We start from the raw sequence: 18,992 nt of genomic DNA on the forward strand, positions 1-18,992 counted from the left end.
CTATCGGCTCTGCACGGTCTCGAGGCGGCGGGCAACAGCGTCCGCCGGCACCAGCCAGCGAGTGCCGACGCGGCGTGCCGCCAGGTTCTGGGTGGTGATGAGCTTGTGCACGGCCTGACGGGAGATTCCGAGCTGCTCGGCTGCCTGGGCGGGGGTGAGCATGGGCGCGTCCACGCGGTCGACCATGCGGTCGTAGTCCTCGGTGGTCAGTACCCGCAGTGAGCGCGCCCCCCACGGGGTGGTGTCGAGGATGGCCAGTGCCGTCGTGCTCGCCTGCTTGAGGCCGGTTGCGGGGATGGTGAAGGTGACCTCGGTCCACCCGAAGTCCGATCGAGCCACGGCACCGGCGTAGTCGGCCACCAACTCGATCGCGCTGTCGGCAGCGTCTTCTCCGTACGGCACATCGAGCTCGGCTACGACGTTGTATGTCGTGGTGGTCATCGCTGGTGCTCCTCTCGCTTCGTGGGTGGTGTCGAGCTGTGCGACGATCACGGTGGCCGGGTCGGGGATGCTAGGTCCATCCCCGACCCGGCCACCGGTCACCGTGTTGGCGGCCACTGAAAGCCTGCTCGCTTTAACGGAGCCAACGCGTTCCGGAAGGAACGGCGGTCACTCGCCGATCCGGAGAACGTCGTGATCCGCACGCCGTCCTTGTAGATCATCGGGTGGCCACCCTTCGAGATCCGCACCGTGAAGCCTTGCCGCTCCAGCTCCTGCAGAACCTTCCGTGTGTCCTTGTCCATCTTCTCACCTCCCCATCTGTTTGTAAACCAAATGCTATCGTTAAGGTTGACAAACGTCAACCTAAAAACGGCGCGAGTTTCGGATCTGAGGAATATATGTCCGCAGCTCGAGTGTGTTCGTTGACGCGGTTGACGCATCGTGCGCCGACGGGGATGATGGGGTCATGTCAGCACCACGAATCGATGTCGAGTCCGACGCCCTGGTCGAGCGCATGACCGGGGTGTTTGCATCCACGCTCGGTGACGCCGTGGGTGCCGACGATGTCGACTACGTCAAGGACGGAATCGTTCACGTGCTCAGTGGCCTTCGAGCGCGCCGTGCATGGGCCGAGCGTGTCGGTGACATCCTCACCGCGACCCAGACTCGCGAGCTGGCGGGATGGGCCACCCGCCAGGCGCTGCACAAGGCTGTCGGCGAATCTCGGGTACTGCGACTGACGGGAAGTAACGGCGAATATGGCTACGCCGCTGCGACATTCACCGATCAGCGACCGGCGAAACCGATTCTCGGTATCCCGGATGTTCTGCGGGCTTGGTCCGGCAGTGATCCCCGAGGCTGGGCGACGGCGTCGTGGTTGACCACAGCGCAGCCCGAACTCGGTGGGCGCACACCCCGCCAGGCGTTGATCGACGGCGACGATGTCCCCTCGGTCGTGCGAGCTGCTCGGCAAGCCGCCGACGCGTACGCCGCGTGAGCGCCGAGCGCGCCACGAACCACCTGTCCGAACCGAACCCGCCAGCGCAGCTGGCCGGGTTCCCGACGCACACGTATTCGGCCGGCACCGTGTTCGTCCGGTCGCACAGCAGTGGTCTCGGTCCGTGGTGGTTCGCGAGCAACGGTGCCGGCCGTTTCGACCTGGCCGGCACCCACGGCACCTGTTACGTCGCCGAAGACGAAGTGGTCACCCTGCTGGAGAAGTTCGGTGGCATGAAGTCGGTGCCGGACTACTCGATCGAAGAGGTGTCCATCTCGTCGGTGTCGTCGGCAGGCGATCTCGTCGTTGCCGACCTGACCAGCAACAAAGCAGCGGCGTACGGGGTCACCGCCGAAATCTTCGACACCTCCGACTACCCCTTGACGCAGCGGTGGGCGGCATCGCTGCTCGCGGCCGGCTTCACAGGAGTGCGGTACTGGGCTCGGCACGACCTCGAGCACGACCACCGCGCCGTGGCGATCTTCGATTCCGCCGGTGCCCGCGCGGATTCGGCGACTCACAGCGTGAACTCGACCGATGCGCTCGTCGACCGAACCGACCTCCTGGAGCGATGGCAGAAAGAGACCGGCGTCACGGTCCTCGTCGTCCCGCCGCTGTAGTTCTTTGTACTGCCGCCATGGGAGCCGCTAACCGCGACTCGGGGTAGTTCTCGAGGGTGTGGGCTGCACGGGTGTCTCGATCAATGCGTGATGGGCTGCATCGCGTACCCAGCTTGTGATCCTGTCGAGGGTCTCGGATGGCAGGTGCCACCGTTGCCAATACAGGGGGATGGTGACGTTGTGGTCGGGGTCGAGGTGCACGAGTGTCCCGTCGGCGAGGTCGCGCGCGATTTGTCCTTCCGGTAGCACGCCCCACCCGAGCCCGAGTCGAGCTGCAGTCAGGAATTCTCGGTTCGATGGGAGGTAGTGGATCGGGGGCTCGCGGTGCGCTTTGATCTTGCGTAGATAGGCGTGTTGTAGGTCGTCTTTTTTGTCGAATCGCAGCATCGGGAGGCGGCTGGGATCGCAGTAGTCGGCGTCGGCGTCGCGGATTAGTGAGGGTGCGCACGCGGGCCAATAGACCATGGCTCCGAGGGGTTCGACCGTGCAGCCAGGTGCTGCGGTGCGTGAGGTCGTCACGGCGGCCATGACCGCGCCTTGACGCAGTAGAGCGTCTGTGTGGTCCTGATCTTCGATGTGGAGGTCCAGCAGTATTCGTCGGTCGACGGCTATCGCTTTCATCACCGGTTGGAACCACGTCGAGACCGAGTCGGCATTGATGGCCAGCGAAAAACGCAGTGGTGCAGCAGTATTCGTTGTCGTGGAGCCGCCGCGGAGCTCGGCGTCGGCGTCGACGGTGAGGACTTCGATCTGTCGCGCGAGTCGGAGCAGAGCTTGCCCGTTTCTGGTGGGTAGTACCGGCCTGGTTCGCTGCAGCAGCGCGGCCCCCGACGCTCGCTCGAGCGAAGTAACACGTTGGCTGACAGCAGAAGACGAGATGTGCAACGCCGTTGCAGCCCCCTCGAACGACCCGGAATCGCAGATGGCGGCCAGTGTGGCGAGCTGATCGTGGTTGTACATCCACAAATACTAAACCTAGATCAGCGGTACTTAGGAAACGTGCATTGAAACCGGGGTGGTCGTACCGTTCTCGCCGTGAACAACCCCGTTCTGGCCTATCTCCCTGTCGCTATCGTCTTCGGAATAATTCCAGGCCCTGACGTCATGCTGGCGGTCAAGCATTCGCTGACCGGCGGTGTGCGTCACGGCGTCGCCGTCGCGTTGGGTGCGGCGACCGGGTCGATGGCGTGGGGCATCGCTGCGGCCGTGGGGCTGGCATCTTTGCTCACCAGCGTCCCCGGGGCATTCGACGCGGTACGTATCGCAGGTGCCGCCTACCTGGTGTACCTGGGAATCGAGAGCATCTGGCAACGGAAGGGCAGCTTCACCGACGTCGATGCCGCGACTTACAGTGCGCACCAGCCGAAGTGGTCGCGGGCCTTCATGACCGGTTTCGTCGCAGACCTGCTGAACCCGAAAATGGGTGCGTTCTACCTGGCGGTCCTTCCTCAGTTCATTCCGCGCGACGGGAACGTCTTCGTGTGGTCCATGCTGCTCATGTCGATCGAGTTCGTGGTGGCGCTGATATGTCTGTCCTCGTACGCACTTCTCGCCTCGTCCGCTCGCCGGTTCCTGGAGAAGGGCCGCGTGGGGGCCTGGCTCGAGCGTGGACTGGGTGTTGTTCTGGTGGGCTTCGGCGTCCGGCTGGCCTTCGAGTAGACACTCCCGCCGTCCGAGCCCTTCTCCCTTCGCTCTTTCAACTACTTGACCCGAGCTCGACCTGACTGCGTAACGACGCCCGGTCGGGCTCACGCCGCAGCCAGTCCAATCCCGGCAGGTCTTGGCTTTGCCGTGCCCTGACCCGAACTTTCCTGTACCGAAACCGAACATCACGCACACAGAGGGGTACCGATCAATGAGCGAAAAGCTCTGGGGTGGAAGATTCTCCACCGATATCACCGACGATGTACTTCGCTACACGGAGACAGCCGGGCGCGCCGCAGTTCATTATTTGTCGCTGAAGCTGAACGACTGTTGGGACACTGTGAATGACATTGTCGTGTTCCTCCGTGAACACTTCACTCCCGTCGTCTCGATCGAGCAGCTGAAACCCATCGACGAAACAGTTGAACCGTACGGCTGAACCGGCGCTGGCGGACCGTCCAGCAGAAAGTTCGAGGCGCAATCGAACCGCGGCGGTCCGTCCGTGCGGATGACGAACGTGGTGCCCCAGTCTTTCAGTGGGCAGCTTGGAGGCGGGGGTGGCGGCGTAAAGCGGCCAGCTCTGACGTCGCAGCGGACGAATCTTCCGAACTGGTCGGCGCCGATCGCGCATCCGATGTTGTTCGAAGGTGTCATGAATTGAACGGGTTCCACAGTCCCGGGCGGGCTAATTTTCACCAGGTCAGATATCAACTGCATCAGTGATGGTCCCGCGCTCCACGACGCCGCCCCGACGAGTATCACCACGACCCCAGCCGCGCAGGCCTTTCGAGGGATGCGAAGGCGGCGTACCCATCTCCGCAACCACCCCGGAAGTGACGCCCACTTGCGGACTTCGGCTGCGAAATCTACAGCTGGCTGTGGGGTGGCACCCGCATCCTGAGGCGTTGATGATGCGGGTGGGACGTCTTGAATGGAGGTTGGGTTGGACACCACCGACGGTGTGTCCTTCGGCACTCGATTCTGAATGACCGGTGATCTGTCGACGAAAACTTTCCGCGCCGCAGGATTGTCTGTTGATGAGACGGGGGCAGCTCTCGAGGATTGTTCTGCAGACTTCGCCTCCAAACACTCTGTCGGAGTTGTCGGGTCGAGTCGTTTCGCTATCGCCGGCTTCAATGCTCCCTGACGTTCGGCAGTGGCAGTGTCGGAAAAACCCTGTGCACGTAACACTTCCGTCGAAGGGAGTCGATCGGGGGCCATTCCCAGCTTTTCCATAGCTTCGAGTACCTTGTCCACAGTCCAGATGCGCGAATCGGAGGGTAAATACCCCAACGATTGTTCCCAGCGGGCAACATCGGTGATAGACGTGGAAATTGACCGAACCATGTTCTGACGCTTCTTTGGTGGTTCTGGCGTCTCCAGCCGTTTCCCAGGTCGGGGAACCAGCACTACCAGGGCACTGATGAAGTATTTGCCAACGCCACCTCTGGCGAGTGTGTTCTTGATGGCTGTGGCTGATTCCTCTGTCTGCGAAACGGGATTGGCATCGCCATCGTGCAAATACAAGTCCAGCGGGGTTCCGTCCACCAACCACGGCCCCGTCGGATCGGTGGTCACATGACCGCAAACCTCATTTTTTACGCCCTTCACTTCGATTGCAGCAGCCAAATGCGGCGTCCACAGCACGGCGTCGATCTGTTGCGCTTTCCCGGATTGGGTGCGCGAGGCCTGCGCTTCGAACATCACGATGCCTGGCAATGCCAGCGTCGAAAGTACTTGTGCAACGTCCTGCTCGCTAGGCCAGAGTTGGTCGAAGGACCTACGAAACGTGACCAACACCCGACTGCCACCGAACCTCTCCGCTGTCTGAACATATGGAACCAATTCAACATGAGCTCACCGACAGACTCGAACAATCAGTGTCATTACCGGTCTCCACCTGCAGCGATGATCCCGTGCACCCGAAAGATTGGGAAAGTGTCGGAAATATGATCCGTGGCTCGATACGGCGAACTGAGGTCGCCCACGCGTTCCGACCGGCGCGTCGAATGGCCATACGACACAGTCGCAGACCGCCATGGCGGCGCAGCTCCAGAAAGTTATCCACAACCACGTTGGAAGCTTTTTACACGTGCGTAGCGTCCTGCCTCACTGACGACCGGTGAGCAGATCGAAGATAGGAAGAGGAACATGGCCGAACCAGATCCCATCAGAGGCTTCAGCGTTGGTCTGTTCAGCAGCGGTACCTCGAACCGTCGCAGGGACGCCTGCGGCGCTCGGTGCGGACGCCGCAAGAGCCGCGACAGGTCGGGCGACCGCATACGCGGTGCGCCAGCAGAGCCTCAACGCCCACCCGCAACCGACCCCATCAGTGACCCGCAAAACCGAGAGGAACCGCCATGTCCTGCCGCCGCATCTCGCAATCCATCTGTCCCACACCCGCCGATGTCGAAGCACTGCGAGGACCGTTCGTGGCCAAGGGAGCCAACGATCCGGTGATCCTCGAACTGCACACCGTACTGCGGGAATCGACCCCGGAGTGGCTGCCCAAGCTCGACGAGAAAGTGGAGCTCACACACGAACGCCTCGACAACGTCAAACAAGCCGTCTCAGTACGCATGGCCATCATCGAAGCTTTGCCGTCCAGCGAGGCTCAGGAGAAGGCGCTTCAGCAACTTGGGCACACGGACCAGATCGTCGAGGACATGCTCAGCGAACTCGGTGGCGTCGCACTCGGAGCGTCGACTAGATCGTTACCCACCCCAGAGCCCCAACGAGATCACTACTCCGGTATCGCGTGCCGCAGACGTCGCCTGATCGCCCCAGCAGCCCCACAGACCGCCCATACGCCACAAGGGAGCATCTACGACCGAGAGCATGACCAACCGCCACGGAGACGAACTGAAGATCGGACAGAACTGGCTCGACCATCCGGCGCGGACCACCCGCCGCACACTGCGCATCGACCGTTTCGAGGCCGTCGGAACCGCGTACGCCGCAGCGGTGTGCACCGTTGTCTCAGCGTACGACCAGGACACCGGTGTGGTCACCGAACCCGGCCGCGTGGTGAGCATCAAGATCGACAGCCTGCACACCACCGCGACCGGCAAGGGCTACCTGCGAGTGGACACCGACGGCGCGTGACGAACCCCGGCGGCTGGATCGAACCTGTCGGGCCCGACCGGCACCATGACACCTCGATTGCGGATCGACTCGAGGGGCGAGAGATGAAGTCCACGTCGAAGCACGCACGGCACCAGGCATACAACATGCTGTCCTGGATCTGCCTCGTGCTGGTGATCGCGATGTCGGCATACGCAGGAGCGGCCGGGGCGGTACCGATGTGGCTCGCGGTCACCAATGCCATCGTGTTCGGGGCCATCGCCGTACATGCGATCCGCACAACCCGCCGGTGAGCGCACTGTGCCGCACTCTGAGCAGCGAATAGAGGCGCACCTGTAGCGGTGCGATACGCAACGAAAAGCCCCATCCACGTGGACGGGGGCTTTTCGGCTGTCTCCGGCACGCGTCAGGGTGCCGAATTCTGGGGTGAGCTGGGTCAGTGCGCGGCGTCGTAGGCCTCGACGATGCTCTCGGGGATCCGGCCACGATCGCTGATCTGGTAGTCGTTGTCAGCCGCCCACTGCCGGATCGCACGCGTCTGCGCGGGATCACGTCGGGTGGCGGCGGTAGACGTTGTCGGCGTGGACGCCGCGACAGCGGGGGATGGCTTGCGTTTGCGGCCACCGACACGGGTGGCGTGCTGGATGTAGTAATCGAGCTTGCGGTGAAACTCGGTGGCGTTCTTGGTCTTCAAGTCGATTACGTACTCGACGCCGCTGACCGCGAACTCGATCGTCCCGCTCGACTCGTCGTCGATGACCGTGCCGTCAATATCGTCGACCAATTGAGTTGTTACCTGTTTGGCCACAGTGAAAAATCCTCTCATTGAAGAAATACGTTGATGTGTAGACCAGTTTAACGGGCGTGCGAACCAGCCGCTCCGATTGCGAGAGAAGTGGGAGCGCACTGTCGACGTCTCACTGGATTACGGCCCGCCTCGACCCGCACTACGAACAAACGTCAGCCTAGTACGCTGTATTACTTGCCATGCAGATAAGATCTTGCACTTAATAGGAGAGGTAGGCTGTTTTGTCAAGTTTCGCAGTAGGGGATCCATGGGTCTGGCGCGTTCCTGGTTTGAATGGGCCAAGGCGGGCTACTCAGCTTTTGGAAAGAGCTCGTAGAAATGCGGATCGCGGCTTGATCACCGACCTCACTAGTCTAAGTAATGTTTACTCCAACGGGGCAGTGCCGTTCGCGGCGCACCTGGCCTATCTTAGAAAGGACTCGGTCCTAAAGATCGAAATGCGAAATGCCCGTCGATCGTCGCATCCGCTGTATCGAGGATCAGTTGACAGTAGAGTTCGTGCGATCGAGCCGTAGGAGACACTTTGACCCACTCGGTGTGACGTTACGACAACGAATCTGACGCTCAAAAGATTGCAGGAATGTACATGGAGGCTCTGACGGAGCAGGTGCAATGCGAGGAAGGTGTCATTGACGCCATCAACTGGTGCCTGTATGAAGTTATGGATAATGTATTCGCGCACAGTCACGCCGGCTCGGGATTTGTCATGATGCAACTCCACCGATTTGAACGACGCTGTGCCGTAGCCGTCGCTGACACCGGGATAGGAATTCAAAAATCTCTGTGGTGGTCCGAAAGAGCCAAACTGCCTCTAGATGTTCTCAAAGACCCCTCTAATTCGATCGAATACGCGCTTGAGCAAGGTGCAACAAGCAAGGGGGGTGCACATCAGGGGAACGGTCTGTATGGGCTACGCCGCTCTGTCGAAGTTAACGGCAGTTCTCTCAATGTCACTCCCGGATGGGGTCATGGTCGTTTAGGGATGGTGTCAGCGCATTGTCGACCGACCGCTGGCGAGCGTTGCCCGATAAGGAAGATAATGAGTCCACTATTGTAGATTGACAGCTGGACTGCTCTCAGAAGGTGCGAATCGACGAAGCTCTGGGTAGTGCATATCCCATTAATGATCTGCTTGAAACTATTCAAGACGAAAGCAGTGTGTACCGCGTCTCGGTTAGTGAGATAGAAGAATCGCTTGGTTCGAGGAAACGCGGCGCTGAGATTCGCACACGCTTGGAGAATTACCTAAAAGCTGCTGCAGGGCAGCAATTTGTGGTTCTCGATTTCAAGGGTGTTGGGGTAGTTTCATCCAGTTTCGCTGACGAAGTTTTGGGCAAATTGGCGGCGGGAATCGGGGAGTTACAGTTCCGGCGGACGGTATTCATCGATAATGCATCGGTCACCAATCGATCGCTTATCGAGCGCGCTATTGCCCTCCGCATAAGTGAGATGGGTTAGCGAAAGTAATACGTATCGCAGGTGAACCAATCCGCCGTTGTGATAAAATGACCTCTGATTCAAAGTCGCTGATACTTCACCCAATGCCCGGCTAGCTGTAGACCGCTTCGGACACGCTCGATTTCTTTAAATTCGTGCAAGGGTGTTGTCACGGACGCGCTAGTAACTTTGACCCGTCGCCGAGCGCGAGTCGAGATGGCCCGCAGTGGCGGCAGTCCGGTGACTTGGCGGGTTCGTTCTCCACGACCTCGTCGGTCATTGGGTGGTAGGTAACCCAGTGGTCAGCGCTTACATCCGGGTCTGTGAGGCCGCCGATGGTCATGAGCCAATCGTCGACGGCGCGTGATGCAGCGACGGCGTTGAGAGTGATTACGCTCGGTGCGTGGACGGTGTCATCGTCGACATACCGTTGTCGGCGGCGTTGGACCTCACTGGTGGCTTCCTCGGTGAGTCGCGATGCGGGGATCAGGCCGTTGCAGAGTAGACACCCGCTACCTGGGCTGCTCATCCTGGAGACGGAGAAGATGTCCGCAATGTCATTGTCGATAACTGTGACTTTCGAGCCCACTTGTGTGTTGGGAATAAGGTATTGGTGGGTGACGGAGTTGACCAGGCGGCGGGCGAGCGCGGAGTCGGCGGCGAGGAAGATATGATCGCAGTCGGTCAGTAGTGCGGCGTTGTCGGCGTCGACGACTGAGCGCGGTACGGCGGTGATACGTGTCGTTTTTGATGCCTGGTGGGCAACTCTGGCGGCGATCTTCACTTTAGGGGTCGCCAGGCGGGCACCGAGTCGTTGCATCCAACGTGGGCGCGCGTCGTCCTGGAGTACGGGCCAGGTATCGGCTCGGCGGGCACCGACGACACGGGGTAGGTTCGTCGGATCGATTCGGTCCGGGTCGATGAACACGAGTTCTCCTACCCCGAGTCGGGCTAAGTACTCGGCGATGAGCGAGCCAATGCCACCGAGGCCGACTACGGCGACTTTGGAATCGGCCAGGATCGCTTGTCCGCGGTCACCGAAGATACGGGTCTGACGGTCGTATGTCGGATCCGCCGTTCGCGCCGGTACCGGTTCGGGAGTGATGGTCAGCTGGGGCCGCCCTGTTACGCGCAGATGTGTGATGCTGTGGCGGTTACCGTCATCGGTCCAGATATCCCCAGCGACAGCGTTTTTCGCAAATACTAGGGCACCGACGGGGACGCCGTCGTTGATGTCCAGCAGAGCGGGGTACCCGCGTTCATGGGATGACATGTCCGTCCTGGAAAAAGCGACGCCGTCGCGTCCGCCGTGGTTGTGCACCGCGAGGTAGGCGAGGCCTTCCTCCGCACAAGAATCGATGGTGTCGGCGACGAACTCCGCCGTCAGCTTCCGGTAGCCGCGGCTGCCTTCGATGTAGTCGATGCCATCGACTGCCGGCACCACATCATGCACGAGAAGCCTTGTTCCGCGGGCACTTCGGGCGGTACCGCACCGCAGGATCGCACCGTGCTCGTCCCCGTCGCCGGGGAACAGGTGCGCATGCAAAACTGCCCACTGGTCCCCGGTTATTACGACCGACCATGGGCCGTTCACTGTTCGTTCAGCCATTTGAGTACTTTCAGTACCTTCGTTGCGGCCGTGTCGATAGCAGGGTCGAGTCGGTTGCTACGTCGAGATAGCTGTGTTCCGGGCACACCATGGGGGCCCCATGTAACCGATTGGAACCCGTCTCTATGGGCGGCTCCGTCTTTGCGACGAAGGTCAGGTCGTACGAACAGCGGGTACACATCAGCTTCCGGGTACGGAAAGGTGATCTGAAATGCTATCCAGGAGGTCTCCTGCTCGTAGACCGGCCCGAGGTCTACGGCGTTGATCGTGACCCAAGCTCCACCCGCACCGTCGCTGTCGAAAGTGACGGTGCCGTCCGAGAATGTCTGCCTGAGCTCCTCAATCGCCTCCATGATTGCATCGGTCGTCGTCGTGCTCACGAGTTGTCATCCCCATCGTTGGCGCGGAACTCGTCATCGTTGCGGACACGAATCTGCTCGTCGTCGCCGACCGGCTTGAACTTTGGACCGTTCTTGCGGGCAAGGAGGAAATCGGCTTTGATAGGCACCCCCTGATCGACCGCGGACTTCTTGATCGACGCGCCAGTCTGCCGGATGCCATCGAGGACGACGGCACGGCGATTGATGGTGACTCGAATCTCCCTCTTTGGAAGAGGTTTGGTAAAGAACCGATCTCCGTTGACAACGGAAACGAGCTCACCGGCATCGATCGGATCGTCGAGGTCGTCCTGGATGTCCTTCCAGATCCCGTGATCATCAGGAACCGCGGGTGCAGGCAGGGCCCGGAGTTGGCTCTCGGTCAGCACCGCCGTGCGAACTTCGTAGGGAGTCTTGTCGATGTAGATCGTGCGGGGCCGGTCTGTGAAGAACCGCATGTCGTGCGTGAGAGCGACCGGCTCCGTCGGGGAGACTGGGTGATCCTGTGCGCCATCGATATCGAGCCACAGGTTCTCTGGCTGCGGGGAGACGAGTGCACGCAGCTGAGCGCCATTGAGGCGTTGCTCTTTAAGGTCGATCGGTTCGCCGTCGATGTAAATTCGGGCGTTGTCCTTGGGGGCCACGGTGGGCTCCTCTCTGTCTTCTCTGCCGGGCGGTGTTGCCCGTTCGACAGCTATAGACGGGACAACTTGCGTATCGTCCACGGCTCGGTACCTTCGGATCGCGAGGCTACCTAAGGCTTCTGGTGAGAACGTGTTCGATGCAGTGTCTCCACTGCTCGTATTCTGTCTTCTGAGCGCGGTATTGGTAGGCCTCGTGTCCAAGAAGTGTCCGCGCGTAGTCCTCGTCGCCGTTGGTAGTTCGCTCGTGGACATGGGGACGCCAGCGCGGTTCTTGCAGCTCCCGTCGAAGGTCGTCCGGTAGTGGTGCAGTTCGCTCAAGGACTTCGCTGACTGAGATTTTGGCGGCGGTCGCGAGTCGTTCGGCTTCGTCGAGGGCCAATGGTTCGTTGCCCACCTGAATTGCGGTGGCGCGTGACTGCGGCACCTGCAGAGCGCTCAAGATGGTCGTCAACGGGAGGTGTGATTGGGGGATAGAAGTAGCCGCGGCGGCGGCTTGCCACGACGGTGCAGTCTCGAGCACGTCGAGCGCGTCGAACAGGTTGGCGACGGCGAGCGCAGCGCCGGAGGAGATGTGGGGCTCGGCGTGCCCTCTACGAATTCCTGACATCACCTGGTCGTTTGACGTGGCTTCTTTAACAAGCCGGAGCAGGGGCTTGGGGAGCACTGCAATTTCCGCGCCCAGGGTCGCGAAAGGAACCGAGGCTACAGTGTCCGGCCAGACCACAATGGGGCCGTGGAGAGGGCTGGCATCATCCTCGATTACTACGGCCGCAAGATTCTCGACCTTTGGTTCCAAGGTGGCTGGAAACACCACGGCCTGCGCAGCTGCATCGTCGATGCTCTCAACGATGACCACGACGCTGACATCTCGCCAATAGGCCTGACGTAGCTGACCTGGCGCGACGTCATCGGTTGGCTGTGCGCTTCGGAGTAGGCCGCTGTGCCGTTTCGGGCCGATCGGAAAACGTTCGGAGATCGCGAGCCATCGCTCGGATGCATCAGACGGCATGAGAGTCCTCCATCTTCACACGGTCCCGTGACGGGACATCGAGCGAATCGTTCAACACGAGAAAGAGCAGGATTGTCAGAACGTCTCGGCTTCGGCCGTTGTCGCCCGCCAGCTCCGTGAGGCGGGCCCGAAGCTTGCCGATGACGTTGTAGGCGCTGGAGCGCCCGATTCCTAGTTCACTGGCCAATTTTGCCGCGTCTACGCCGACGCGGAGCGCGATGACTTCGTTGTTGCTCAGGAGCGGAAGCAGCTGTCGGGCAAGGTACTCATTGCTGAGTTGCGCCTCGGTGGTATCAGTGCTCTCGAGACTTGGAGTGGTGCCTTCGATGATCTCCCAGTCCACATCGACCGTTGCGGTGAGGGCATCTCCGGTTTCCAAAACTGAGGGAAACCGTTCTGCGCAAATGCGAGTGAGAGTGCTCACGTGCAGTCTGCCTGCTACGACGAGGAGCCGCCGCAGCATCTCTTCCAGCTGACCTACGCGCCCAAGCCTCATGGAGCCGCTTCCAGTCGGGAAGACTACCTCAACCGTGGCTTCGGCTGCGAGTATGTGGAGTTCGGTGTCGGTAACCGGGCGGTCGATGTCCTCGTCGCCAGTGAGGAACCAATAATGTTTCGCCGCTGACGGAGTGAACATATCGGAGCGTTCGAGACGCTTCTCGAGCCGGTTGCGAAGCGCGCCCCAAGGTTGCTTTCGTGTGCGGTCGATAAGCCACCGCTCGACCCATTTGCGTGTCTCTTGTTTGGCGGCTCTGTCATCGGGCAGTGAGGTGATGACGTTGGCGAAGCCAGCACCTTTATCCTCGAAAAAGCCGTTGACGAAGTCGTCCACGTCCCCAGACTCCCGAAGGAGAGGAAATCTGGGAAGTTGTTCTGTGACGACGGTGCGCATCATGTGGAGCGCGGACCGCCCGAGGGATCCGCGGGCGAGCGCTTCGTCGCGGATGAGTGTCGTCGTCACGTCGATGCTCCGTGTTAATACCAGGCGCTCGAACGACTGCCACGCAGCCGGACACGACCTGCGACACGCTGAACGGGTCGAAGAGCCGCGAACTGCGTTGTGACCTCGTCGTAGAGTGTGCCGCTGGTTGTTGGGTCGCCGACGGTCACGAGAATTGCAAACGGTACCTCGGTGGGTGACCCGTCGAGTGCGCCCGCGCGTCGCGCAACATATCGCACTTCGATTCGGGCGTCGTCGACTTCTCCGGCCGGGAAGTTCACCCGGTGATGCCGCAGGGTCTCCCACTTGCCCGCATCGCGTAGGTCTGCCTCGTTCAAACTGGCCGAACTCGACAGTGTTTTGGTCACCGGTTCCTGGCCGCTTGTCCACCCGGATACCAACAAGGTGCGTGCGTCGGTCGAGGTCAAGTCGACGGTACGCGGCTTGTCCGAGGAACCTGACGGAGGCGAGAAACGGAACATGTTTCGGTTCGGCCGCAGAGTGAGCTCAAGAGACGCTGAGGTATATTCGGTCGGCTGGGTTGGTTCCACTGGGGACGCGTAGGCCAGCGTGATCGACATCTTCACCGGCCCAGGGAAGGATCTCGGCAACGGCAGTTGGTAGCCGAGGGTGTCACCGCGAGCAATTTGGTCGACGAACAGTACGTGGACCTCGTCAGGTGTGCAGTCCAGCGCATCAGCGAACGAGAGCGGCAGACGGCCGAAACCAAGTTCGTCCCGTCTCGCCTTATAAGCGCGATGACGCTCGGTGAAGTGGACGGCAAACGCACGAAGTACACTGCTGTTCACTCGAGGGAGCCGCGTGGTGAGATCTGCGAGGGCATGGGTAACTACCGGCGCGGAGAAGCTTGTACCGCTGGCTTCGAGAAAGCTTCCATCGACGCGTAGGACATCGAACAAGCGGCCGTCCACACCACCGAACTGCACTCCCAGCGGCTGGGTACGGCTACCAGGTCGGCCCGGTCCCATTGATGAATACGGTGCCCGTGCCCAGGGCCGGTCCGGGGCAGGTACGTCGCAGGCACCGACAGACACCGCATTGGCCATATCGGCCGGCACCTGAACCCGGTGCAACCCAGTTGCCTGGTCCTCATTTCCGTAGTTGCCGGCTGCGACGACGAAGACAATGTCTCGCTCCCACGCCAGGTGGTCCAGCTCGGCCGTCCACCTGTTCGGCTCCATGTCGTCCTCAACCGCAAGAGTGGGGCCCAAACTCAAGTTCACCAGCTTGTGTCGGTCCTCGGCCAAAGTTTCCTTGATCTGGTCAAGGACCCAATACCCGTCGAGGTCACCCGGGTCATATGGAGGCGGCATGATTCGGAAACTCTCCACCGGCAGAGGCGGTTGCGGAGCCTGTTCACCCGATTTCAGCAATCCATACATCACGGCACCGGTCACACCAGTGCCGTGATCAAGGGCGTCAGCTTCGGCCTCCTCAGGAGTGAGATCGAGAACCGGGATCGGAAACAGCCCTGATGAGTCCGGAGTGTGCACCCCGCCGTCGAATACCGCAACGGTGGTCACATCAGATACTGCGCCACGAGCGGCCGGCGGAGTGACAGGACTTCCACTACGCAGCCCGAAGCTCGGACGCGGCCGAATCGCGGGCATGGGCCGAAGTACTCGCAGAGGATTGAATTGCGCTAGCACAGACACCTGGGTCGACGCTGCACGTATTGGTACGAATGTCAGCCCGCCCACTCGGCGGACGAACTCGCGGTGCACTGCACCGCCCCGCGATTCCACCAACGAGACCCAACGCTCCAACCCGTTGTCGTCGATCGGCATCGGTTCGCCGGACCGCACCGCCCGAGGGTGCAACACCGACTCCCACAGCGAAATCTGTTCCCCCGCGGCGTCGTGATCGGAACCTATTCGGAGAACGGTACTTACGGTGGGCGGTGAGACTTCTTCGAGACGTCGTATCTGAGCGAACGCTTGCTGCGCGCTGCGGTCAGCGCCAGGGGCATCGACTAGCTTCTCGAGCCGTTCGAGGGCCGCATCGTCGAGGGAGAGGATGAGCCGACGCGTACCACTTTGCCGCACCTTGGACGCTGTGCGGAGTTGGCCGACATCGGCGCGTGCGCCTACGGGGACAGCGCCGATGAACCCGAGGAGAGCTTCCGGGTAGTAAGTCGGGGCGAGGTAATTCGGGATCAGCTTAGCTTCGACATAAACTCGGTCCGGCCCCCGAAAAGAGTCCGAAAGCATGTGAATGTCGGCGCGCGTCGAACGAATTTGCGGGAGGAGCCACTCGCGGGCTTGTTCGGACGTGAACGGTTCGTATTTTGGGCCGCCACCAGTCGGAGGGGGTTCGATCTCCAGACGGAGCGCTTCTCCATTGACCAGCAATCGGCGGACACCACTGCCACCGGCACCGCTATCGATCACGCCGTTTCCTTTGCTTGCCGGATGCCGGCGGCGATCGTTGGGTGGCTGACACCTGCGAGTGTCGCGATTGAGCGGTTCGACATAGCCATCCGCTCATGAGCGTAACGCCACAGTTGATTTCGACTCTCACTCGTCGAGAACTGCTCGGTGAGTTGGTTTACCACGACCTGCTCTAGCGCAAGGTCGTGAAGAATCGCCTTCCTGCGGCAAAGCTCCCAGAAGCGCATGATCACAGAATGACTCCGCCCCTCCCACATTGCTGCGGCGAGATCAACTAATTCCGAGGGCACGTCGCCGCGATTGGCGTTGCTCAGAAGCATCTTCCGCTCCGAATCGCCAGGAAGCCGAAAATTCAGTACGCGGTCGAACCGGCGATCAATAGCCTCGTCGAGCAGCTGAGGATGGTTTGTCGCAGCAATCAGCAGACTCGTCTCGGACCACCGGTCGAGCTCAACGAGCATCACGTTGACGACCCGCTTCAGCTCACCGATGTCGGTGTCATCGTCACGTCGTTTGGCGACGGCGTCGAACTCGTCCAAGAATAAAACGCACGGGCCTGACTTCGCGAACTCGAGAACAGACTTGATATTTCGGCCCGAACTACCCAAGTAACTTGAGACAACGGACGCGAGATCCAGAGTAACCAACGGAAGTCCGAGTTGCTGTGCGATCCAACGGCTGGCGAGCGTTTTGCCGACCCCTGGTGGACCAGAAAACAGTACCGTCCGGCTTGCCGAGACACCCGCCCGAGCCAATTCATCGCAACGCACGCGTTCAGCCACGATTTCGCCCAGTTGTGCGATTAGGTGGTCGCTGACCACCAGTTCATCAGCTACCGGCATGGCATCGACATTTGCCAGTGGGTGCGTGCCCTCGGCATCTGCCGGAATTGCGCCGCTGTCGAATCGCAGACCGGTGGAGGGCTGAGCTGCAGACAGTGCTTCGTGGACTGCGACTCGGAATGCTCCAGCATCGGAAACTGTCGGTGGAACCGCACGCATCAGGCGACTGGCAAGCTGACGCACACCAGCTGCATGTCCGCGCGCACCGACACGAACTAGGTCGATCAGTGCCCTTTCGAGTCCGTCCGCTTCCTGGTAAACGACGGACCTTGAGGCTGTCATATTTACCACCATACCGGTTCGTGCGGGTGTTGGTGTCCTTTGTTCTCGGGGTGTTGGTGGGTGAGTTCGTTGCCGGCGGCTCTTTCGGACGCGCCACCGCGGATCTGCCGGCGGGTTCGTCGGTGGGATCGCGCCGGCGGATTGTTGGGGGTCTTTGACGTTCGGTTGGGGTGCCTGGTGGCGTGTGTGCGGTGGTGGGGATCCGGACAGGGTCTGGCTGTTCGATTTCGGTGGGGGTTTCGCTGCTGTTGCAGGTTGTTTAGTGAATAATGTGGCAAGACAACATATTCGACGTGCATGATAAACTGTATCGAATAGCTTTTCAGCACGGACGGGGCGCGTTCGATCCCGATCCCGATCCCGATCCCGATCCCGATCCCGATCCCGATCGCGGATCCAGCGGAGACCTGGAGAAGATGCAACTGATCGACCCAGGCCAAGCAGACCCCCTCGACGCCGCGAGCATCTGTATCGAGGGCCTCGATCTGGTCGTGACGACCGTGCACGGACGCGACGTACCACCGACCCGAGCGCGTGCCCTGCTGGCCCGAAACCGTACGCACGCAAGGGTTCTCGCGATCACGAACGGACATGTGCCCGGTCTCGACCTGACAATTTCCTCGAGGCCTGTCGCGTACGGCGGAATCGAGCAGCAGGGTAGGGGCCGTATCCGGTCGATCACCCTCGAGACCACCGTGCGCGGTCGCGGTATCGCCGAGCGCACCGGCCGCTACACCCTCACCGCGCCCACGTTCGGCGAACAGGGCCTGCGCTGGACCCCGACCAGCGTCGACACGGCAACCGCGCACCGGCCATATGGTCTGGCGGTCGCGCAATGAGCCCCGACCTGTACGAGAACTGGCCCGTCACTTTCGAGCCGCCCACACGCCGCATCGTCGATCCCCCTCAGAGAGTCCTGGTCAGCGTCGCGCTCACCGTGGCTGGCTCGCTCGTCCGGAGGATCCTTCCGTGACGGGGTGCCGCTCAAAGTCCGGTCCGAGGGTCTCTAGCCGCTTCGGTGTTGTTGTACGTAACCGCGCCAAGTGCGTGCGCGTGATGTCGGCGAATGACGAGCCCGACCAGGGGGCGAGTCGTGCATCGTCATGCGCGACATCTAGGAAACGAAATTTGCCTCGATTCGAGTGACCTCCTGGTTACACGTCAACGGGCCATTCGGATCTCGGGTAGCAGATCGGCTGCTCGCGTTCCGTCCGCTCGGAATCGATTGCGTTCGTAAAACTTTCGCGCTCGCTCGTTCTCGTCGGCTACCCACAACTGGGCGCGTCGATCCGCGACCACATAGTCGAGCAGTCGTTGGCCGGTGCCGAACTCGCGGTACCCGTCCGCTACGTACAGGGAATGCAGTTGCAGGGGCCTTGCTGGCAACTTCTCGAACGGATTGCCCGCGTGCGCGAACCCAACCAGGGCACCCGCGTGTTCGGCGACGACGAGCGAGGTGGATGGATCGCAGTTGCGGAGAATGATCGACCACATCTTTTCGCGGCGCTGTACGGCAGCGGAGTCGAAATGGGACTTCGGAAGACGATGTCCATAGGTGGAGAGCCACACTGCCACATGTAATTCCGCCAATTCGACTGCGTCCAAGAGGTCCGGAACCCTCAGCGTCACATCCTGTTCGTTCATACTCTCAACGGTATCGAACACTTGTCGACGCTGTATCGGCCCGTTTGTTGAGATGTCGAGGCATCACGGAAGCGACCGGGCCCTCCGATGTGGTCTTTCAATACGTCTACAACACCTCTGAACACGCGAGAGATCGGAAGGTCTCGCGATGGACGTCAAGGCCCCTGGGCTTCTTCACGCATGGGCGAAAACTGGACGGGGAC

Annotated in this window: 21 protein-coding genes; 8 read left to right on the plus strand and 13 right to left on the minus strand. The window is 61.0% G+C overall.

The window, feature by feature from the left end; translation table 11 throughout:
• Together CH295_RS27020 and CH295_RS27025 are read right to left on the minus strand one after the other, a co-directional pair.
• Entirely contained in the window at window positions 1-441 is a 441-nt protein-coding gene (locus CH295_RS27020) for a helix-turn-helix domain-containing protein (protein WP_094742581.1), read from the minus strand.
• 98 nt (window positions 442-539) lie between these two features.
• Window positions 540-743, minus strand: a complete 204-nt coding sequence (locus tag CH295_RS27025) for a hypothetical protein (protein ID WP_032367224.1) — start codon at window positions 741-743, stop codon at window positions 540-542.
• Between the two features lie 164 nt (window positions 744-907).
• On the opposite strand from CH295_RS27025, the gene CH295_RS27030 reads away from it, so the two are divergent.
• Together CH295_RS27030 and CH295_RS27035 are read left to right on the plus strand one after the other, a co-directional pair.
• Window positions 908-1,438 carry a hypothetical protein gene (locus CH295_RS27030; protein ID WP_094742508.1) on the plus strand — a complete coding sequence of 177 codons (531 nt, stop codon included), beginning with the start codon at window positions 908-910 and terminating at the stop codon, window positions 1,436-1,438.
• A complete protein-coding gene (locus CH295_RS27035) occupies window positions 1,435-2,058 on the plus strand; it encodes an RES family NAD+ phosphorylase (RefSeq protein ID WP_094742509.1) in 624 nt (207 codons plus the stop codon). The genes CH295_RS27030 and CH295_RS27035 overlap by 4 nt, the downstream gene beginning before the upstream one ends.
• Before the next feature lie 27 nt (window positions 2,059-2,085).
• Here CH295_RS27035 and CH295_RS27040 read toward each other — a convergent pair whose 3' ends face one another.
• Window positions 2,086-3,018 (minus strand): LysR family transcriptional regulator ArgP, encoded by a 933-nt coding sequence (locus tag CH295_RS27040; RefSeq protein WP_094742510.1) that lies wholly within the window; start codon window positions 3,016-3,018, stop codon window positions 2,086-2,088.
• Between the two features lie 75 nt (window positions 3,019-3,093).
• Between CH295_RS27040 and CH295_RS27045 the strand changes: the two genes are divergently transcribed.
• Window positions 3,094-3,717, plus strand: coding sequence for a LysE family translocator (locus CH295_RS27045; protein WP_037152750.1), 624 nt, complete (start codon window positions 3,094-3,096; stop codon window positions 3,715-3,717).
• Between the two features lie 288 nt (window positions 3,718-4,005).
• Here CH295_RS27045 and CH295_RS27050 read toward each other — a convergent pair whose 3' ends face one another.
• Window positions 4,006-5,502, minus strand: a complete 1,497-nt coding sequence (locus CH295_RS27050) for a nuclease-related domain-containing protein (protein WP_170946108.1) — start codon at window positions 5,500-5,502, stop codon at window positions 4,006-4,008.
• Between the two features lie 1,038 nt (window positions 5,503-6,540).
• On the opposite strand from CH295_RS27050, the gene CH295_RS28035 reads away from it, so the two are divergent.
• Complete coding sequence (locus CH295_RS28035; RefSeq protein WP_170946109.1) at window positions 6,541-6,807, plus strand: hypothetical protein; 267 nt, start codon at window positions 6,541-6,543, stop codon at window positions 6,805-6,807.
• Entirely contained in the window at window positions 6,804-7,079 is a 276-nt protein-coding gene (locus CH295_RS28040; protein ID WP_170946110.1) for a hypothetical protein, read from the plus strand. Before CH295_RS28035 ends, CH295_RS28040 begins: the two co-directional genes overlap by 4 nt.
• A 143-nt stretch (window positions 7,080-7,222) precedes the next feature.
• Here CH295_RS28040 and CH295_RS27060 read toward each other — a convergent pair whose 3' ends face one another.
• On the minus strand, window positions 7,223-7,594 hold the full coding sequence (locus tag CH295_RS27060) for a histone-like nucleoid-structuring protein Lsr2 (protein ID WP_094742512.1): 372 nt from the start codon (window positions 7,592-7,594) through the stop codon (window positions 7,223-7,225).
• A gap of 586 nt (window positions 7,595-8,180) precedes the next feature.
• Here CH295_RS27060 and CH295_RS28575 point away from each other — a divergent pair.
• Together CH295_RS28575 and CH295_RS27065 are read left to right on the plus strand one after the other, a co-directional pair.
• Window positions 8,181-8,651 carry an ATP-binding protein gene (locus CH295_RS28575; RefSeq protein WP_353955498.1) on the plus strand — a complete coding sequence of 157 codons (471 nt, stop codon included), beginning with the start codon at window positions 8,181-8,183 and terminating at the stop codon, window positions 8,649-8,651.
• Between the two features lie 26 nt (window positions 8,652-8,677).
• Window positions 8,678-9,052, plus strand: coding sequence for an STAS-like domain-containing protein (locus tag CH295_RS27065; RefSeq protein ID WP_170946111.1), 375 nt, complete (start codon window positions 8,678-8,680; stop codon window positions 9,050-9,052).
• 148 nt (window positions 9,053-9,200) lie between these two features.
• On the opposite strand, the gene CH295_RS27070 is transcribed toward CH295_RS27065, so the two are convergent.
• The 7 genes from CH295_RS27070 to CH295_RS27100 form a co-directional block, all read right to left on the minus strand.
• Window positions 9,201-10,640, minus strand: a complete 1,440-nt coding sequence (locus CH295_RS27070) for a ThiF family adenylyltransferase (protein WP_094742514.1) — start codon at window positions 10,638-10,640, stop codon at window positions 9,201-9,203.
• Entirely contained in the window at window positions 10,622-11,020 is a 399-nt protein-coding gene (locus tag CH295_RS27075; RefSeq protein WP_252342220.1) for a hypothetical protein, read from the minus strand. Before CH295_RS27075 ends, CH295_RS27070 begins: the two co-directional genes overlap by 19 nt.
• Entirely contained in the window at window positions 11,017-11,661 is a 645-nt protein-coding gene (locus tag CH295_RS27080) for a multiubiquitin domain-containing protein (RefSeq protein ID WP_094742515.1), read from the minus strand. The genes CH295_RS27075 and CH295_RS27080 overlap by 4 nt, the downstream gene beginning before the upstream one ends.
• Window positions 11,662-11,767: 106 nt before the next feature.
• Window positions 11,768-12,670 carry a hypothetical protein gene (locus tag CH295_RS27085; RefSeq protein ID WP_141217114.1) on the minus strand — a complete coding sequence of 301 codons (903 nt, stop codon included), beginning with the start codon at window positions 12,668-12,670 and terminating at the stop codon, window positions 11,768-11,770.
• Window positions 12,660-13,631 carry a hypothetical protein gene (locus CH295_RS28395; RefSeq protein ID WP_252342221.1) on the minus strand — a complete coding sequence of 324 codons (972 nt, stop codon included), beginning with the start codon at window positions 13,629-13,631 and terminating at the stop codon, window positions 12,660-12,662. Before CH295_RS28395 ends, CH295_RS27085 begins: the two co-directional genes overlap by 11 nt.
• A 14-nt stretch (window positions 13,632-13,645) precedes the next feature.
• Complete coding sequence (locus CH295_RS27095; RefSeq protein WP_170946112.1) at window positions 13,646-15,154, minus strand: S8 family peptidase; 1,509 nt, start codon at window positions 15,152-15,154, stop codon at window positions 13,646-13,648.
• Window positions 15,155-16,017: 863 nt separating this feature from the next.
• Complete coding sequence (locus tag CH295_RS27100) at window positions 16,018-17,145, minus strand: AAA family ATPase (protein ID WP_170946113.1); 1,128 nt, start codon at window positions 17,143-17,145, stop codon at window positions 16,018-16,020.
• Between the two features lie 293 nt (window positions 17,146-17,438).
• On the opposite strand from CH295_RS27100, the gene imuA' reads away from it, so the two are divergent.
• Window positions 17,439-17,984, plus strand: a complete 546-nt coding sequence (gene imuA' / locus CH295_RS27105) for a DnaE2-dependent mutagenesis accessory factor ImuA' (protein ID WP_252342222.1) — start codon at window positions 17,439-17,441, stop codon at window positions 17,982-17,984.
• 322 nt (window positions 17,985-18,306) lie between these two features.
• On the opposite strand, the gene CH295_RS27110 is transcribed toward imuA', so the two are convergent.
• On the minus strand, window positions 18,307-18,789 hold the full coding sequence (locus tag CH295_RS27110) for a GNAT family N-acetyltransferase (protein WP_094742519.1): 483 nt from the start codon (window positions 18,787-18,789) through the stop codon (window positions 18,307-18,309).
• Between the last annotated feature and the right edge of the window lie 203 nt (window positions 18,790-18,992).

Source organism: Rhodococcus sp. 14-2483-1-2 (assembly GCF_002259405.1).
Classification (GTDB): domain Bacteria; phylum Actinomycetota; class Actinomycetes; order Mycobacteriales; family Mycobacteriaceae; genus Rhodococcoides.

Coding starts and splice junctions, on each gene's coding strand:
- CH295_RS27070 (WP_094742514.1), bottom strand. CDS start 10,640: ATGGCTGAACGAACAGTGAACGGCCCATGGTCGGTCGTAATAACCGGG.
- CH295_RS27085 (WP_141217114.1), bottom strand. CDS start 12,670: ATGCCGTCTGATGCATCCGAGCGATGGCTCGCGATCTCCGAACGTTTT.
- CH295_RS27030 (WP_094742508.1), top strand. CDS start 908: ATGTCAGCACCACGAATCGATGTCGAGTCCGACGCCCTGGTCGAGCGC.
- CH295_RS27100 (WP_170946113.1), bottom strand. CDS start 17,145: ATGACAGCCTCAAGGTCCGTCGTTTACCAGGAAGCGGACGGACTCGAA.
- CH295_RS27025 (WP_032367224.1), bottom strand. CDS start 743: ATGGACAAGGACACACGGAAGGTTCTGCAGGAGCTGGAGCGGCAAGGC.
- CH295_RS27110 (WP_094742519.1), bottom strand. CDS start 18,789: ATGAACGAACAGGATGTGACGCTGAGGGTTCCGGACCTCTTGGACGCA.
- CH295_RS28035 (WP_170946109.1), top strand. CDS start 6,541: ATGACCAACCGCCACGGAGACGAACTGAAGATCGGACAGAACTGGCTC.
- CH295_RS28575 (WP_353955498.1), top strand. CDS start 8,181: ATGGAGGCTCTGACGGAGCAGGTGCAATGCGAGGAAGGTGTCATTGAC.
- CH295_RS27020 (WP_094742581.1), bottom strand. CDS start 441: ATGACCACCACGACATACAACGTCGTAGCCGAGCTCGATGTGCCGTAC.
- CH295_RS27040 (WP_094742510.1), bottom strand. CDS start 3,018: ATGTACAACCACGATCAGCTCGCCACACTGGCCGCCATCTGCGATTCC.